The sequence below is a fragment of the Rhizobacter terrae genome, assembly GCF_003852895.1.
GTDB classification, from domain to species: Bacteria; Pseudomonadota; Gammaproteobacteria; order Burkholderiales; family Burkholderiaceae_C; genus Albitalea; species Albitalea terrae.
The window spans coordinates 196,407-211,658 of sequence record NZ_QUSW01000006.1 but is presented as its reverse complement, the minus strand read 5'-3'; the positions used below and the strand labels follow the sequence as shown (position 1 = coordinate 211,658).

Sequence of the window (15,252 nt, the reverse complement as noted above, 5' to 3'; positions counted from 1 at the left end):
GAGGAGGCTCAGTCGCGCAGCGCCGCGAGCAGCGAGTCGCACAGGCTGTCGTGCGGCTCGCTCTCGACCTCGTAGGCGCGCAGGCGCCAGGCCGGGTCCTTCAGTGCATGCAGCGTGAAGGCCAGCAGGGCGCCCATCAGCGGGTGGCGCGCGCCGTGCTGCTCGGCCGTTTCGAGCACCTCGCGTGCGCTGGCCAGGTCGCCGGTCAGCAGATGCCGCTGGGCCAGGGCGACGGCCAGTTCCGGCCGGTCGGGATGCGCTGCGAGCAAGGCCTGCAGCGGCATGTTCATCTCGTCGCCGGCCGGGCCGTCCACGTCCAGCGCGACCACGCCCAGGAGCGCATCAGCCACGGGGGCGGGCAGGGGCGCGAAAGCGGAGGGTTGTCGCATGGCAGCCGCCTCAGGTGCGGGCGTGGTATTCGTTGGTCGCGCGGCCCGTCACCTCGTCCTTCGCGCCGGACTCGGTGAAGGCCGTGCTGGCCGCGGTCTTGGCCGTGCCCTTGGCGGCGGCCTTGCCGGCTTCCTTGGCGAGCTGACCGTTGGTGATGTCGGTGGCCTCGTTCACCGCCTGCTTGCTCCAGGCCTTGCCGGCTTCCTTCGCGCCGACTTCGGCCGCCTCGCCGACGATCTTGCCGCCGCCGGGGATGATGAGCCCCGCGGCCGTGGTGGCCAGGCCGATGCCCGCCGACTTGGCCGCGCCCTTCACGTCGCCTTGCTGCAGCGCAGTGGCCGCGATCTTCGCCGCGCCGGAGGCCGTCTCCGCGCCCATGGCACCGGCCGCTGCCAGCCAGCTAACGCCCGGAATCTTCAACGCGGCCACGGCAGACAGCACCTGCGACGCCACGTGTGTCACGAAGGAGTAAGCCTTGAGGAAGAAAGTGGCGATGTCGCGCAGCTGGCCGCCTTTCTTCTTCTTGGCGTCGGGCTGGTCCTGCTGGCCGTCGGACATGTCCTGCGCGGCCTGCGCAGACATGGGGTCGGAAGCAGCCGCGGTCTTCTGCGCAGCCCCCGTCTTCTCGGCTGAGCCGGTCTTTTCGGCAGGCGCGGTCTTCTCTGCGGGTGCGATCTCCTTGTTGCGCTGCTTCAGCACGGCGTCGAGGTCGCCCTTGCCGATGCTGTGGTCGTCCGCGGCATTGATGATGTTGCCGCCGTGGCCGTGCTTGCCGTTGTCCAGCATGGCGTACAGCAGCGAGCCCTTCTTGTCGCGCAGCGACTTCGCCGCGTCGCGCACCTCGGGCTTGGCGTCGGGGTCTTCGCTGATCTGCTTGAGCTTGGCGTCGGTGAGGTTGCCCTTGCCGAAGAAGGTGTCGCGGTTCTTGTCCAGCACGTCGAGCGTCTTGTCCTCGTCGGCGGTCAGCTCCATGGACTTGGCGAAGCGGTTGCACATGCCGTCCTTGCGGATGGAATCGTTCGCACCCTTGCCCATGTCCTTTTCCCAGGCGTCGGGGTGGTCCACGTAGTACTTGGCCGCGGCCACCAGCTGCGGCGGCGCCTTGCCTTGCGCTGCCGTGCCGTCGACGATCTTCTGCAGGCTCTCGCGCGACACGTGCTTGGGCAGGTAGTCGGAGTAGCGGAACAGCTCGCGCTGCGCATCGTTGTTGGTGATGGGGCGCGGCTTGGCGTTCGGCTCCTTGCAGTCCGAGGGGATGTAGGTCTGCTCGAAGGACTCGGCCTTCTTCTCGGCGAAGGCGCGGTTGGCGTCGTTGGACTGCAGCTTGTTGATGTCCTCGGCGCTGAACTTGTGGTCGGTCTTGCCGTTCTTGGCCTTGTCCAGGGCCGCCATCATCTCGGGGTCGGCCTTCATGTCCTTCAGGGCACGCACCAGGTCGGGCGGCGTGTCCTTGTCGTTGATCATCTTGTCGATGCCCTTTTCATCGACCGCCTTCTTGAACTTGTCTTCATGGCGGCCGAGGATGGCGATGGTCTCCATGCGCTTTTCCTCGACCTGCGGGTCCAGCTGCTGGCCCTGGGCCTGCTGGGCCTGGCCGGCGTCGTCCGCGCCCTCCTGCGACTCGCCAGTGTTCATGGCCGCGCCGCTGCTGAAGGCGCTGTTGCACAGCTGGGCGACGAGCTGTGCGAACTGCTGGAAGTCGAAGCCGCCTTCGTTCTTCTCCTGGGCGGGCTTGGCGATGCAGGCCTGCGTGGCGGCGGTCTTGCCGCCTTCAGCGGCGTCGGCGTCGCGGCTCACGCGTCCCATGTGACCCATGTGCCCGCCGGAAGGCTGCGTGGCCGCGCCGTTCGGGCCCTGCCGGCGGCCGGCCTGGCCCATCTGCATGTTCTTGAGCATCAGCAGGACGGCGGCCCCGAGCGCGCCGGCCAGTGCCGGCGGGAGCGCGGAGGTCTTGCCTGCGCAAACGTGTGCGCCGCTCTTGACGATCGGCAAGTTGGCGGCGGCGAACGGGCTGGACTGCGTTGTGCGCTGCAATGGCATGTTCATGGATGCTCCTCCGGTGGGGTGCGCCAACACTAGGGCGAGCGCGCCGGCGGGCCTCACGGGGGCGCGAAGCCGTGTCGCGCCATGCGAAGCCAGAGCCTGCCCTGGAAAGGGCTTTCAGTTTGAAGCAGTTCTTTAGAAGGATTCATTTCCACATTTCGGCCGATTTAGCGTGAATGGCAAGACACTGTGTTCGCAGTACGACGCCGATCCACCTCCATCGAGCACCGCCATGAAGGTCATGCCCACGTTCCACGCCGCGTTCGCTGCCTACAACCTGGTGTTCGGCTGGCCGTCGGACGGCTGTGACGAATCCGCCATCACGCCCCTGGCCGGCGGCGGCGAGCGGCCTGTGGCCAAGGCCTCGCTGGCCCGCCGCGGGCTGGGGGCGGACCTGATGCAGCAGGCGCTGCAGGGGCCGGAGGCGCCGCTCAGCGCGTCGTCGGTGGTGCCGCCCGGCACAGTGCATCGATGAGCATGGCGACCTCGCTGTCGCCCAGCCGGGTGCCCTGTGCGCGCGCCTGCTCGAATTCAGCCGGGCCCATGCCCTGCAACACCAGCGCGCGTGCCAGTTCGGCCGCCGCCAGTTCATTGGCCACCCGCTGCGTGTGGTACTGGCCGTAACCAGTGTCGCCATAGCCCAGCAGGCGTGCCGCATCGGCCAGCCGGGTGCACTGCGCGCTGGCCAGGGCCAGGTAGTCCGCCCAATAGGGTTGCAGGCCTTCGGCCACCGCCATGGGCCAGGCTTCGCGGGCCAGCTGCGCGGTCCGGCCGGGCAGGCCCTTCACGGCGTAGGCGGCGCCCAGGTTGAGCTGGGCCATGCTCATCAGCGAGTGCCGCCGCTTGCGCAGCATCTGCTGCACCGCCGCCTCGCCGTACGCGATGGCGTCGTCCACCCGGCCCTGTGCCAGCGCCGCGTCCAGCAGGTTGATCTGCGCGGCAGCCAGGTTGTGCGAGTCGCCGATGCGCTGCGCCAGTTGCAGGGAGCGGTCCAGCAGCTTCGCGGCCAGGGCGGAATCGCCGCGTACCGATGCGGCGATGGCCGCTGAGGTGACGCCGTAGCGCAGGGCGGCGGGCGACAGCGATTCGTCTTCCAGGGCATCCAGCCGCGCGAGCGCTTCGTCGACGCCTTCGGTGCGGCGCGCGGCCACCACCACCAGCGCTGCCCGCGCCCAGTACTGCCCGTCGCGGTCGCCCAGCTGCTCGAAGATGCGCGCGGCGATGGTCGCCCAGTGGTCCATGGCCTGCACGTCGCGGTTGGACCAGAACACCGCATGGCCCAGCGCCCAGTGCGCATGCACCCGCGGTTCGAGCGCGTCGCTCACGTGCTGGCGGGTCGCCTCCCACAGCGCCTGGACGTCGGCGAAGCGCAGGTCGGCGCAGGCAAAGCTCAGCGCCGGCATGAGCGCGCAGGCCGCGAGCGGTTCGTTCATCAGGGCCCAGGCCATCACGGCCTGGGCGTTGTCCAGGTCGTGCAGCAGCGCGGCGCGCACATCGTCGGCGCTGCGCCGTGCGTCGTTCGCGTCCTGGTAGGCCTGGCGGAAGTGCTCGACCATCGCGTGTGCGTGGCGTGCGGCGGTGTCGCGCAGCTCGCCCGCCTCCTGCAGGTATTCGAGTGCCAGGGAGTGCGTGGACTCCAGCAGCCGGAAGCGCGGGGGCGGCCCCGGCTCCAGGTGCACAAGCGACTTGTCCACCAGCGACTGCAGGGCATCCACCACCACGGCGGAGCCGCCGATGCTGCCGTCATCGGCCACCTCCGCCAGCGCACGCGCGGTGAAGCCGCGCTGGAAGATGCCCGCGCGCCGGAACACGATGCGTTCGGTGGGCGTGAGCAGCCCATGGCTCCATTCGAGCGCGGCACGCAGGGTGGCGTGCCGCACGGGCGCGGCGCGGTTGAACGAGCGCAGCAGGCGCAGCCGGTGGTCCAGCATGCGGGCGAGGGCGCCGGTGCCCAGGGTGGACGCGCGCGCCGCGGCCAGCTCGATGGCCAGCGGAATGCCGTCCAGCCGGCGGCAGATGGTGATCACGTCCGCGACGTTCGCATCCGTCAGCTCGAAGCCGCGCGCGCCCTGGCCGGCACGCGCGACGAACAGCGCCACCGAGCCGTGCTCCAGCGCCTGCTCCGCCGTCGCGGTGGAGGCCGGGATGGTCAGGGGCTGCAGCCGCAGCACGTGCTCGGCCTCCAGGCGCAGCGGCACCTGGCTGGTGACGAGCAGGTGGACGCCGGGCGCGGCATCGAGCAGGGTGTGGGCCAGGCGCGCCGCCTCGTCGGCCACGCGCTCGACGCCGTCCAGCACGATGAGCATGTGCATGCCTGCCAGCGTGTGGGCCAGCGTCGCGGTGAGCTCGCCGGTGCCGTGTTCCACGCCCAGTGCCTGCGCCAGCCGGCTGCCCACCGCAGCAGGGTCGGCCACGGTGTCCAGGTCGCACCAGGCCGCACCGTTGCCGAAGCGTGCGGCGAGCTCCTGCATCGCCCGGCGCGCGAGGGTGGTCTTGCCGATGCCGGTGGCGCCCACCAGGCTGATGAGTCGGTGCGAGGCCAGCAGTTCATTGAGCGAGCCGAGGTCCAGCTCGCGTCCCACGACGACGCTGTCGCGCATCACCGGATCGGCGCGCTCGCCGCAGCGGTCCTCCAGCCGGTAGCCGCGGCCGGGCACGGTGGTGATCAGCTCGTTGCCCAGCAGCCGCCGTAGCGCGCTCACGTGCACCGCGAGGTTGTTGTCATCCACCACCAGGCCGGGCCAGACGGAGGACATCAGCTCGGTCTTGCTCACCAGCTCGCCGCGGCGCGCCAGCAAGGCCGTGAGGATGTCGAACGCGCGCGAGCCGATGCGTGCCGGCTCGCCGTCGATGAGGAGTTGCCGCTGGTCCAGCAGGACGACGCAACGGGCGGAAATTCTCTGGGAGGCCAAGGCGTGTTCGTGAACGGGTGATGACAAGTTCGACGTAAGGCTAGGGTAAGCCATGAGCCACGCCATCGGGTGAAGCACTTGCACGAGCCGCACCGGGACGGTTCGCCGCCGCCGACACCGCTTCGCGTTCATGCCGTCCCGCCGGCGCCGCGGTCCTTAGTCTGCATGCATCGACAGCAGGACCCGAGGAGCGGCAAATGGCTTGGAACGAAGGCTACGTGGTCGAGGAAGCGTACACGAGCGGATTCTTCCGCAAGCAAAGCCCCGTGCACCTGAGTGCCGCCTGCGCGCTCAACGGCTTCGAGCCGGTGGACACGCGCAAGCCCTTCACCTACTTCGAGCTGGGCTCGGGGCAGGGCTTCACCGCCAACGTGCTGGCCGCGGCCAACCCGCATGCGCAGTTCTTCGCGGCGGACTTCATGCCCGGCCACATCGTCACCGCCAACGAACTGGGCGAGGCGGCGCAGCTGGCCAACGTGCAGCACCTGGAAAAGAGCTTCGCGCAGCTGGCCGCGGGCGAGGCCGACCTGCCGCCGCTGGACTTCATCACCATGCACGGCGTGTACTCGTGGATCACGCCCGAGAACCGCCGCCACATCGTCGACTTCATGGCGCGCTACCTGAAGCCGGGCGGCATCGTCTACGTGAGCTACAACGCCATGCCCGGCTGGTCGGCCGCCACGCCGCTGCAGCGCCTGGTGCTGGAGCATGCGCGCGCCGTGCCGCAGCGGCTGCACTCGCAGATCGACCAGGCCAAGTCGCTCATCGACCGTCTCATCAACGCGGGCGCCACCTACTTCAACTCGAACGCCAACGGCGTGCTCAAGAGCCGGCTCGATTCCTGGGCGCGCGACAAGAGCGTGTACCTGGCGCACGAGTACATGAACGAGTCGTGGCAGGCGCTGTACCACGCCGACGTGGTGCGCGACTTCGCCGCGGCCAAGCTCGACTTCGCCTGTTCGGCAGAGCTGTGCATGAACGTGGACCCGCGCCAGCTCAGCGATGCGCAGCGCGAGGTGGTCGAAGGCATCCACGACCCGCTGCTGCGCGAGACGGTGCTCGACTACCTGCAGAACACCGCCTTCCGCACCGACATCTTCGTCCGCGGTGCGCGCCGCATGACGCCCGCCCGCCGCCAGCAGTGGTGGGCAGACCTGGGCCTGGCGCTCACCGTGCCGCGCCGCTTCGCCACGCTGGGGCTGCCGGCCAACGAGCCCAACTTCGCCTCCGCCGTGCTGGACGTGCTGGCCGACGGACCGCTGCCGCTGCGTGTGCTCGGCGAACGCTGCGGCGTGGCGCCCGAGGCGCTGGCCAACCTGGCGGCGCTGCTGGTGTGGCACGACCAGGGCACGCCCTACATCGTCGACACGGTGGCGCCTTCGTCGGGTTCGTCGCTGCGCTTCAACTCGGCCGTGGCCGAAGACGCGGTGTTCAACGACCGCTACCAGGCGCTGGCCTCGCCGCTGCTGGGCTCGGGCGTGAGCGCGAGCGCCTTGCAGCGGCTGGTGTACCGCGCCGTGCGCGAACACGGCCTGCCGCTGGACCGCTCGGTGCTCGCGCAGCAGATCTGGCGGGCGCTGGCCGACCAGGGCGAGCCCATCGTGCTCGGCCTGGAGCCGCTGCCGAACAAGGAAGCCGAGCTCATGGAGATCCGGCGCACGGTGGACGACATCCTCACGCTGCGCGCGCCGGTGTGGCAGCAGCTGCGAATGATCTGACGCCATGCGCCGACTTCTTCCGATCATCGTCGCACTCGTGCTGCTGACCGTCGACGCGCAGTCCGCGCTGTCGAACAAGCGATTCGTCTACCGCGCCGACGGCAAGCGGCTGACCGAGGTGCTGCAGGACTTCGCTGCCTCGCAGTCGGTCTCCGTCGTCGTCGACGCGGGCGTGGACGGCACCGTCAACGGCCAGTTCAATGCGAAGCCGGAAGACTTCCTCGCCGCGCTCAGCCGCAGCTACGGGATCATCTGGTACTTCGACGGCGTGACGCTGTTCGTCTACCCGTCGCGCATGATCGAAAGCCGGCTGTTCCGCATGCGCGGCTACAACCGCGACGCCGTGAACCGCATGCTGGCCTCCATGGGCCTGGGCGACCCGCGCTACCCGCTGCGCTTCAACGATGCCGAGCAGACGCTGCTGGCCTACGGTCCGCCGCGCCACATCGAGCTGGTGCAGACAGTCATCGACACGCTGGACGGCGGCGCGCGCGACCGCGTGGGCACCTCCATCCGCGTCTTCCCGCTGACCAATGCCGTCGCGGCCGATCGCGTCACCGGCAACGTGCGCGTGCCCGGCCTGGCGTCCACGCTGAACAACCTCTTCAGCCGCGGCTCGCGTGCAGCCGGTGGTGCGCCGGAGGCCAACACCAACCTCGGCTCCGACACGCCGGCCAACGGCAATCCGAACAAGCGCCGTGCGCAGGAGCTGGCGTACGGGGCGCGAGCCGGCGACCCGGAGACCGGCGCGATCCGAAAGGACGGCGTGCGCGACACCGCCGGGCGGCTGGTCGTGCCGGAAGCCGGCGTCGAGACCACGCGCGACGACACGCCGTTCTTCCAGGCCGAGGAGGGCGCCAACGCGATCATCGTGCGCGGCGTGCCCGAGCGCATGGGCCAGTACCAGGCGCTCATCAAGCAACTGGACGTGGCGCAGGCGCTGGTGGAGATCGAGGCATCCATCATCGACGTGAGCACCGAGTCCTTCGACTCGCTGGGCATCGAGTGGGACTACTCGCGCACCGGCCGCGGCAGCGTCAGCGTGTCGCCCGGCAGCCCCAACACCGGCACCGGGACAGGGCCCAGCACGAACATCGGTGCGCCCAATGTCACCACGCTGGTGGCCGATGCCGGCCGCTCGCTGATGACGCGCATCCGCGCACTGGAAGGCACGGGCAAGGCGCGCATCGTGTCGCGGCCCAAGGTGCTGGGCACCGCCAACCGCATGGCCAGCATGATCGACAAGCGCCAGGCGTCGGTGCGCGTGGCGGGCAACCTGGACGCGAACCTCTTCACCATCGAGGCGGGGACGACCTTGCAGGTGGTGCCGCAGATCGTGGCGGGCGGCGAGCGCCGCGAGGTGCGCCTGTCGCTGTTCATCGAGGACGGCAACTTCGAGGGCACCGTGGTCGATGCGATTCCCGTGCTGAAGAAGACGGAGATCCGCACCGAGGCGGCCTTGCTCGAAGGCGAGAGCCTGCTGATCGGCGGCATCTCGGTGGAGTCCGAGGTGGATGGCCGCAGCGGCGTGACGGGGCTGGGGCGCCTCCCGCTGATCGGCGGGCTGTTCCGGCACGACGAAGGCAGCAAGACGCGGCGCGAGCGGCTCTTCCTCATCACGCCCAAGCTGGTGACCGCGGAGTCGCGGCGCAATGCGAGCTTGCAGATGCCGGTGGCTCCCGCGCCGCTGTCGTCGTCATTCAACGCGCCCGTCGCACCGGCCGCGCCTGCAGTCACACCCACGGCGCCGTTGCCGGCACCGGCACCCACGTCCCCATCCACCTACGTCGACCCCTACGGCCCGTCGATGCAGCGCCGCGCCGCGGTCCAGGCCGCGCAGGCCATCAACGAGCTGCCGCCGCAGATGGCGCATGAAGACGCCGTCGACCACATCGCGGACTACTCGCTGCGGGTGCCTCCCGTGCCGCCGCAGCGTGCCCGTGCACGTGCCGCCGCACGCACCACCCTCGCATCGCTTCGCACGCCATGAAACGCCTTCGCATCCTCACCGGACACCACGTCGGCGCACACCTAGATTTGGCGCCAGGAACCCACCTCATCGGAGCACACCATGGCTGCGACGTCACGATCACGGACTGGACCTTTGCGCCGCTTCATGTCGACGTCGGCGACGCCTCGGTCACCTGCCGCTGGCCACAGGGCACCGCGCATGGCGACAGTCGCCCGGCCGGCGACGAGGCGGCGCCTGACGTGGAGCGCCGCATCGTGCTCGATGACTTCGAGCCGCGCGAGTTCGACGGCATCGTGCTGTGCTTCGGGCCGACCCACCGCGAATGGCCCAGCGACGTGCGGCTGCTGTCCCAGGTGTTCGCGCCGGCCTCGAAGCGTGCCGCGCGCTGGGCGCGCAAGCGCATGCCCAACCGCCTGTTCCCGATCGGCATTGGTGCTGCCATGCTGACCGCCGCGCTCGTCGGCTGGGTGCAGTTCGATGCGAAGTCGAGCGCGCCGCCGCTGCCCACCATCAACGAATCGCGCCAGCGCATGCAGCAGGCGCTGGACCGTGTCGCCGTCGGGCATTTCAGTGCCCGCGTGGAGCAGCACGCGATCGTCGTGAACGGCATGGCGGACACGCAGGAACAGGCCAGCGCCGGCCTGGCGGCCATCACCGCGACGCGCGGCCCCTACATGGCCTTGCCGCGCTATGCGGTGGCCAGCGACATCGCCGAGACCATCCGCGGCACCACGGGCCTGACCAATGCGCACGTCACCCATGCGGGTGGCGGCGTGTTCAACGTGGTCGCCGAAGTGACCGACGAGCGCGCCGCACGTGCTGCGCTGGACCGCATGTCGGCCGACCTGGCGCCGGCGGTGAAGCAGATCACCGCCAGCCTGGAAAAGATCTACCCCAAGGACCCGCTCGGGCCCATCTTGTCCAGCTCGCAGCAGGACGGGCTGTCGGTGGTGCAGACGCGTGACGGGGTGAAGCACCTCGTGATGCTCGACACCCGAAGTGAGGAACACGACGAGCACGACGGCGGGATCGCGGCAATCGCGGTGCCCGTGATCACCCCCGCACTGAAAGGAAAGACGCGATGAACACCGAAGCTTTGAACCCGCCCGTCAGCCTGATTGACGACTTCAAGGACCTGCAGATGACCATCTTCGAGGACCGCGAGGGCGACCGCACCCGCAAGCTGGTGGACTACTTCCGCCAGGCCGAGATCAAGAGCCGCGAGCTGCAGATCCGCACGGTGGACTACGAGCAGAAGCAGTTCGCGCAGATGCTGGGCGATGCCTTCGCCGCCTCCTCGCGCATCCTGCTGGCTGCATGGCAGAAGGCTCACAGCGTCGAGCTGCGCGTCTGAACGAAAGGACCCGACATGATCGCCCAGGACTTCATGCGCATGCCAACGCCCGCCATGTTCCGCATGGTCGAGTCGCAGCCTGTGTCTGCGCTCACGCAGCAGGTCGAGATGACGCGCAAGCTCATCTCCGCCATGATGGTGGGCCAGATGTATGGCTGGACCGACGACGTGGAAGCCGTCTTCGCGCTGCTGGCCAAGATGCTGGGCGACGGCCGGCACCTGCGCATCAGCCTGGCGCTGGCCAGCGCCATCGGCGGCGACACCGGCCCGGCCAACGCGCTGCTCGACGAGGGCATGGACGACTGGCCCAGCTCCGAGCCCGCCCGCGTGTCGGTGGCCATGGCCCTCAAGATCGGCGGCGACGAGCGCTGGGTGGGCGTGTGCGAGCACACCCTGGCGGTGAGCAACAACGACGATGCACGCCGCTTTGCGCGGCAGCTGCTTGACCAGCGGTATTCCCAGGCTTAGGCGCCCGGCGCGGCCGGCGTCTCAGGTGCGTCCGACAAAGACGCACTCCTTGGCCGCGAGTTCAACCCGTACTCCGAAAGGAACCCCATGGCAGGATCCAAAGTGGGTCAGCTTCTCGACCCTTCCACCAACTCCATGATCAATTCGGGCACCGGCGCGCTCAACACGTCGGCCGAATCGAATGCCGCGACCAAGTCCGGCGAGAGCATGGCCAATACCCAGATCGGCAACAGCGACAAGATGTCCAAGGCCAACGAGGCCATGAACACCCAAGCGATGCTGAACAACGCGCGCAAAGCGGCTTCCGAGCTGCTCAAGGGCGCCATCTGATTCCCGCCCCCCCAACCACCACTTCAACCTGAAGGAACACAACCATGGCATCCCCGTCCACTTCGTCCATCAAGAACTCCGGCACCGGCGCACTCACCACGTCGGCCGAATCGAATGCCGCGACCGCCTCTGGCGAGAGCATGGCCAACACCCAGATCGGCAACAGCGACAAGATGTCCAAGGCCAACGAGGCCATGAACACCCAGGCCATGCTGAACAACGCCCGCAAGGCGGCTTCCGAGCTGCTCAAGGGCGCCATCTGAGTCCTGAGCGGACTCGCAACTCTGTCTAGGAGATCAAGATGTCTGACATGAAGATCGGCGCTGCATTGATGCAGGCGCCGAGCCAGATGATCGCTCAGCTTCACGTGGCAAGTGACGCGCTGAAGTTCCTGACCGATCTGGCCAAGGGTGATCTCGGCGGCGCCATCAAGGAACTGGGCAAGCTGGCGCACGACCTGAACAAGGCGCAGCAAGGTGCCCAGCAGCCCGCGCCCGGTCAGGGCATGGACCTGTACGCCTTGTTGCGCCAGATCCTGGAGCAGGGCAAGAAGGCCTCGGAGAACAACCCTGCCAACCAGGGCGCAGAGAGTGGCCAGGGTGCTGAAGGTGGCCAAGGTGCTGACGGCGCTCAAGGCGCTGACGGCGCCCAGGATGCCCAAGGTGCCGACGGCGCCCAGGACGCCGAGAAGCCGGACGAAGGGCAGCAAGCCAACAACAACATCGTTGGCCTGATGCTGCAGCTGCTGCTGGAAATGCTGAAGATGGCAGACCAGTCCAAGCACAAGCAACCCGACGCGCTCGCACAGGCGTGACGACGGACGCCGGCAGCCCCTTCGGGCCGCCGGCTTCTGTCGGACCCCAGACATGGATTGACCCCAAGCATCACCGGAGATCGAAATGACGACCCCCACACCCCACGACAAACTGCTCGTCGAGGCACTCGCCGCGGTCTTCTACGTCGGCAGCGAGCTGGAAGAGGACGAGCAGACGCTGACCGTGCTGCGGGCGATCCGTCGGTTCCGGCCCGATTCGCCCAAGCTGGCCGTGGTCGAAGCGCAGCAGCTCGTCGAATGCGGCGACCTCAACGGCGCTCGCCTGCTGCTGGAAGAGGCCGACCAGCGCAGCCCCGACACATCCATCGTGAAGGCCATGCTCGCCCTCGTGCTGCAGCAGCAGCGCAATGGCCTGTGGGCCGCCTACGCGCAGGAAGCGCGCGACCTGCCGCACGACCCCAAGGCCCAGTCCATCCTCGACCTGCTGGAGCGCATCGCCAGCGGCGCACCCTTCGAGGACGAGACGAAGAAGGAGGAACCGGCACCGGCCTCCATGCCCATGGATTTCGCGATGTCGCCCTACATGGGCGTCGCCTGCTGAGCCACCCGAGGAGCGCACGATGAACCCCGTCGATTCGGTGGCCGCCATCGCGGCCCACCACCAGACCCAGGCCGTCGGTGCCGTCGCGCCGCCACTGCAGGTGATTGCGCAGCAGCAGCAGGCCGGCACGCCCGACATGCAGGAGCTCACGCAGCGCTTTCGCGAGATGATGGAAAAGCCGCAGCCCGCCCAACAGGCGGAGATGCGCCCGCAGGACAGCATGCTCACGCACATCATGTCCAACGGCGAAGAGTTCCTGAAGCAGACGCACGAACGCGTGGCCGAGCTGCGGGCGCAGGCGCCGTACATGTCGCCCAGCGAATTCGTCGCCGCGTCCATCGAGGTGAGCGAGGCGGCGTCCATCGGCAACTTCCAGCTGCAGGCCGCGACTTCGGTGGCCTCGGGCACGAACAAGAGCGTGCAGTCGCTGCTGAAGAATCAGTGAGGCTGCCGTGACCAACCGCCTGCCCCGTCCCGCCGTCCTGTTGCGCCTGGCTTGCTGCACGCTGGTGCTGGCACTGGCCGGCTGCAAGCAGGACCTGTATTCCAAGTTGCAGGAAGCCGACGCCAACCAGATGCTGGGCGTGCTGCTGAACTCGGGCCTGCAGGCCAGCAAGGCATCGCCCGACGGCAAGACCTGGACGGTGGCCGTCGAGAGCGACGAGCTGGGCGCGGCGCTGGCGGTGCTGCGCGCCAACGGCCTGCCGTCGCAGGCGCACGTCAACCTGGGCGAGGTGTTCAAGAAGGACGGGCTCATCTCCACGCCCACCGAGGAGCGCGTGCGCTTCATCTACGGCGTGTCGCAGGAGCTGTCGGCCACGTTGTCGTCCATCGACGGCGTGATCACCGCGCGGGTCCACGTGGTGCTGCCCAACAACGACCCGCTGGCCGAGAACGTGAAGCCGTCCAGCGCCTCGGTGTTCATCAAGCACCGGGCGGACGTGAACGTCGCCACGCTGACGCCGGTGGTGAAGAACCTCGTGATGCGCAGCGTGGAAGGCCTGACCTACGACAACGTCAACGTCACCGTGGTCGCGGCGACGCCCGGCGAGGTGGGCGACCAGTTGCGCGCCTTGCAGATGCGCGGCCCGTCCACGCTCACGATGGCGCTGTGCGCCGTGACCGTGCTGGCCGTGGGCCTGGCCGCGCTGGTGCTGCTGCGTCCGCAGTGGCTTCCGGCTGGGCTGCGCCGTCGCACCGCTGCACTGACCCATCGCTCCGAGGCGCGGCCGCATGAGGCGGCATCGTGAGCATTGACGAGCTCACGTCAATGCGTTCGCTGCTGAGCGCCATCGACCGCAAGGCCGCCTCGCTGGCTGCGGACCTGCATCCTGCGTGGATCGATGCCGCCTGGGCGCGGCTGGGGCCGCAGGCGGCGCGCACTGCCGCACGCCTGCCGCTGCGGCGGCATTCGGCCTTGCTGGCGCGCGTGTATGACCTGCGCTGGCCGGCACTCACCGCCTTCCGCGAGCCGGCGCATCGCCTGGCGCTGCTGGACCGCGCGGGTCTCGTGAAGGTGCTGGCCGCCTGCGCACTGGACGGCCGGCGCGACGCTGTGCGCCGCTCGGTGGGGCGCGTCGTGCGCGAACTGCTCATCGAAGGCATCGGCGAGAGCGCCTACGAGAAGGTGCTGCAGGAGCCGGCGCCGCTCATGCAGGCGGTCGAGCCCATGGCGGCCTTCGATGCCGACCCCGAGCGGCTGGCCATCGAAGGCTTCCGGCTGCTGTGTTCGCAGGCCGCCTGGCGGCATCCCATGCTCATCACCATCGTGCGGCTGAGCCTCCCGCCTGCGGCACAGGGCGGCGAGCCGCATCCCGACAGCCGGCCGAGCGGCGCGACGCAGCGCACGGTCGACCGGCTGCACGAGTATTTTCCGGAGCTCGCATGGTTGTTTGGTTCAGACATGGATCGTGCACTGTCGGTGTCCCCGACGGGGTCGTCCGCGCCGCCGACTTCGCTGCACTGACCGGCCTGCTGGACGCGGCGCGCACGCTGCAAGGCGAGCGCGAGCGCCTGATAGCCGGCGTGGAGGAAGAGATCGCGCAGATGCGCGAGGCGGCGCAGGCGCAGATCGAGCAGGAGATGGAAGCCGCCCGCGAGGACTACGCCCGGGCGCGCGAGGAAGGCTTCGCGCAGGGGCTGCGCGAGGCGACCGAGCAGTGGACCGAGCAGGCGCTGCGAGAGGGCGCTTCCACCCAGCGCAACCTGATGCGCCAGACGCAGCGGCTGAGCCAGATCGTGTCGCTGGCGCTGGAGCGCATCGTCTCGCACGAGGACCGCGTGACGCTGTTCAACCGCGCCTTGCAGCAGATCTCGCGCCTGGTGCGCGACGTGCCCATGGCCACGCTGCGCGTGAGTCCCGATGAACTGGGCAGCGCACTCACCGCGGTGGCCGCTTTCGCGCCTTGCGCGGCCGGCCGCCTGCAGATCGAAGTGAAGGGCGACTCGGCACTGGAGCCCGGCAGCTGCCTCTTCGAGTCGGACCAGGGCGTGATCGACGCGGGCCTGAAGACGCAGCTGGCCGCCATCAAGCGCGCCATGGACCGCGCGGCCCAGCACATGATGCTGGAGGAGTCCACGCAGCCTGCCGCCGAGGTGGTGGGCATGGAGACTTCCTCGCCGCACCACGCCCCGGCCGACAACGACGAACCCGACACCTCGCCACACACCGACGCCGCCTGAGGCCATG

Annotated in this window: 17 protein-coding genes; 14 read left to right on the top strand and 3 right to left on the bottom strand. The window is 69.1% G+C overall.

What is annotated here, in order from left to right:
- Positions 1 to 8: 8 nt before the first annotated feature.
- The gene (locus tag DZC73_RS20945; protein ID WP_124542325.1) at positions 9 to 389 is read right to left on the bottom strand and encodes an HrpB1 family type III secretion system apparatus protein; all 381 of its coding nucleotides are present in this window, start codon (positions 387 to 389) and stop codon (positions 9 to 11) included.
- Between the two features lie 10 nt (positions 390 to 399).
- Positions 400 to 2,436, bottom strand: coding sequence for an HrpF/NolX family T3SS translocon protein (locus DZC73_RS20940; RefSeq protein ID WP_124542324.1), 2,037 nt, complete (start codon positions 2,434 to 2,436; stop codon positions 400 to 402).
- Between the two features lie 169 nt (positions 2,437 to 2,605).
- On the opposite strand from DZC73_RS20940, the gene DZC73_RS20935 reads away from it, so the two are divergent.
- Positions 2,606 to 2,908, top strand: coding sequence for a hypothetical protein (locus DZC73_RS20935; RefSeq protein ID WP_124542323.1), 303 nt, complete (start codon positions 2,606 to 2,608; stop codon positions 2,906 to 2,908).
- Here DZC73_RS20935 and DZC73_RS20930 read toward each other — a convergent pair.
- On the bottom strand, positions 2,865 to 5,345 hold the full coding sequence (locus DZC73_RS20930; protein WP_161974682.1) for a winged helix-turn-helix domain-containing protein: 2,481 nt from the start codon (positions 5,343 to 5,345) through the stop codon (positions 2,865 to 2,867). The genes DZC73_RS20935 and DZC73_RS20930 overlap by 44 nt on opposite strands.
- A 197-nt stretch (positions 5,346 to 5,542) precedes the next feature.
- Here DZC73_RS20930 and DZC73_RS20925 point away from each other — a divergent pair, with 197 nt between their 5' ends.
- The 13 genes from DZC73_RS20925 to DZC73_RS20865 all read left to right on the top strand — a co-directional run bounded on the left by DZC73_RS20925 (position 5,543) and on the right by DZC73_RS20865 (position 15,245).
- Positions 5,543 to 7,063 carry a class I SAM-dependent methyltransferase gene (locus DZC73_RS20925; protein ID WP_124542321.1) on the top strand — a complete coding sequence of 507 codons (1,521 nt, stop codon included), beginning with the start codon at positions 5,543 to 5,545 and terminating at the stop codon, positions 7,061 to 7,063.
- A 4-nt stretch (positions 7,064 to 7,067) separates the two neighbouring features.
- On the top strand, positions 7,068 to 9,053 hold the full coding sequence (sctC, locus tag DZC73_RS20920; protein WP_124542320.1) for a type III secretion system outer membrane ring subunit SctC: 1,986 nt from the start codon (positions 7,068 to 7,070) through the stop codon (positions 9,051 to 9,053).
- Entirely contained in the window at positions 9,050 to 10,120 is a 1,071-nt protein-coding gene (locus DZC73_RS20915; RefSeq protein WP_124542319.1) for a hypothetical protein, read from the top strand. The genes sctC and DZC73_RS20915 overlap by 4 nt, the downstream gene beginning before the upstream one ends.
- Entirely contained in the window at positions 10,117 to 10,389 is a 273-nt protein-coding gene (locus DZC73_RS20910) for a hypothetical protein (protein WP_124542318.1), read from the top strand. The genes DZC73_RS20915 and DZC73_RS20910 overlap by 4 nt, the downstream gene beginning before the upstream one ends.
- A gap of 15 nt (positions 10,390 to 10,404) precedes the next feature.
- Entirely contained in the window at positions 10,405 to 10,857 is a 453-nt protein-coding gene (locus DZC73_RS20905; RefSeq protein WP_124542317.1) for a hypothetical protein, read from the top strand.
- An 87-nt stretch (positions 10,858 to 10,944) separates the two neighbouring features.
- Positions 10,945 to 11,187, top strand: a complete 243-nt coding sequence (locus tag DZC73_RS20900; RefSeq protein ID WP_124542316.1) for a hypothetical protein — start codon at positions 10,945 to 10,947, stop codon at positions 11,185 to 11,187.
- Between the two features lie 44 nt (positions 11,188 to 11,231).
- The gene (locus DZC73_RS20895; RefSeq protein ID WP_124542315.1) at positions 11,232 to 11,450 is read left to right on the top strand and encodes a hypothetical protein; all 219 of its coding nucleotides are present in this window, start codon (positions 11,232 to 11,234) and stop codon (positions 11,448 to 11,450) included.
- 38 nt (positions 11,451 to 11,488) lie between these two features.
- Positions 11,489 to 12,001, top strand: coding sequence for a hypothetical protein (locus DZC73_RS29915; RefSeq protein ID WP_124542314.1), 513 nt, complete (start codon positions 11,489 to 11,491; stop codon positions 11,999 to 12,001).
- A gap of 85 nt (positions 12,002 to 12,086) precedes the next feature.
- Complete coding sequence (locus DZC73_RS20885; protein WP_124542313.1) at positions 12,087 to 12,563, top strand: HrpB1 family type III secretion system apparatus protein; 477 nt, start codon at positions 12,087 to 12,089, stop codon at positions 12,561 to 12,563.
- A 19-nt stretch (positions 12,564 to 12,582) separates the two neighbouring features.
- Positions 12,583 to 13,008, top strand: a complete 426-nt coding sequence (locus DZC73_RS20880) for a hypothetical protein (protein WP_161974681.1) — start codon at positions 12,583 to 12,585, stop codon at positions 13,006 to 13,008.
- Between the two features lie 7 nt (positions 13,009 to 13,015).
- Positions 13,016 to 13,813: a type III secretion system inner membrane ring lipoprotein SctJ gene (gene sctJ, locus DZC73_RS20875; protein WP_407924120.1), complete on the top strand. Its 798-nt coding sequence runs from the start codon at positions 13,016 to 13,018 to the stop codon at positions 13,811 to 13,813.
- Between the two features lie 20 nt (positions 13,814 to 13,833).
- Positions 13,834 to 14,529, top strand: a complete 696-nt coding sequence (locus DZC73_RS20870; RefSeq protein ID WP_124542310.1) for a type III secretion protein HrpB4 — start codon at positions 13,834 to 13,836, stop codon at positions 14,527 to 14,529.
- Positions 14,448 to 15,245 carry a FliH/SctL family protein gene (locus tag DZC73_RS20865; RefSeq protein WP_124542309.1) on the top strand — a complete coding sequence of 266 codons (798 nt, stop codon included), beginning with the start codon at positions 14,448 to 14,450 and terminating at the stop codon, positions 15,243 to 15,245. Before DZC73_RS20870 ends, DZC73_RS20865 begins: the two co-directional genes overlap by 82 nt.
- Positions 15,246 to 15,252: the final 7 nt, after the last annotated feature.

Excerpts from the sequence above, each read along its gene's own strand:
- DZC73_RS20945 (WP_124542325.1), bottom strand. The coding sequence starts at position 389 with ATGCGACAACCCTCCGCTTTCGCGCCCCTGCCCGCCCCCGTGGCTGAT.
- DZC73_RS20940 (WP_124542324.1), bottom strand. The coding sequence starts at position 2,436 with ATGAACATGCCATTGCAGCGCACAACGCAGTCCAGCCCGTTCGCCGCC.
- DZC73_RS20925 (WP_124542321.1), top strand. The coding sequence starts at position 5,543 with ATGGCTTGGAACGAAGGCTACGTGGTCGAGGAAGCGTACACGAGCGGA.
- sctC (WP_124542320.1), top strand. The coding sequence starts at position 7,068 with ATGCGCCGACTTCTTCCGATCATCGTCGCACTCGTGCTGCTGACCGTC.
- DZC73_RS20915 (WP_124542319.1), top strand. The coding sequence starts at position 9,050 with ATGAAACGCCTTCGCATCCTCACCGGACACCACGTCGGCGCACACCTA.
- DZC73_RS20910 (WP_124542318.1), top strand. The coding sequence starts at position 10,117 with ATGAACACCGAAGCTTTGAACCCGCCCGTCAGCCTGATTGACGACTTC.
- DZC73_RS20905 (WP_124542317.1), top strand. The coding sequence starts at position 10,405 with ATGATCGCCCAGGACTTCATGCGCATGCCAACGCCCGCCATGTTCCGC.
- DZC73_RS20900 (WP_124542316.1), top strand. The coding sequence starts at position 10,945 with ATGGCAGGATCCAAAGTGGGTCAGCTTCTCGACCCTTCCACCAACTCC.
- DZC73_RS20895 (WP_124542315.1), top strand. The coding sequence starts at position 11,232 with ATGGCATCCCCGTCCACTTCGTCCATCAAGAACTCCGGCACCGGCGCA.
- DZC73_RS29915 (WP_124542314.1), top strand. The coding sequence starts at position 11,489 with ATGTCTGACATGAAGATCGGCGCTGCATTGATGCAGGCGCCGAGCCAG.
- DZC73_RS20885 (WP_124542313.1), top strand. The coding sequence starts at position 12,087 with ATGACGACCCCCACACCCCACGACAAACTGCTCGTCGAGGCACTCGCC.
- DZC73_RS20880 (WP_161974681.1), top strand. The coding sequence starts at position 12,583 with ATGAACCCCGTCGATTCGGTGGCCGCCATCGCGGCCCACCACCAGACC.
- DZC73_RS20870 (WP_124542310.1), top strand. The coding sequence starts at position 13,834 with ATGCGTTCGCTGCTGAGCGCCATCGACCGCAAGGCCGCCTCGCTGGCT.
- DZC73_RS20865 (WP_124542309.1), top strand. The coding sequence starts at position 14,448 with ATGGTTGTTTGGTTCAGACATGGATCGTGCACTGTCGGTGTCCCCGAC.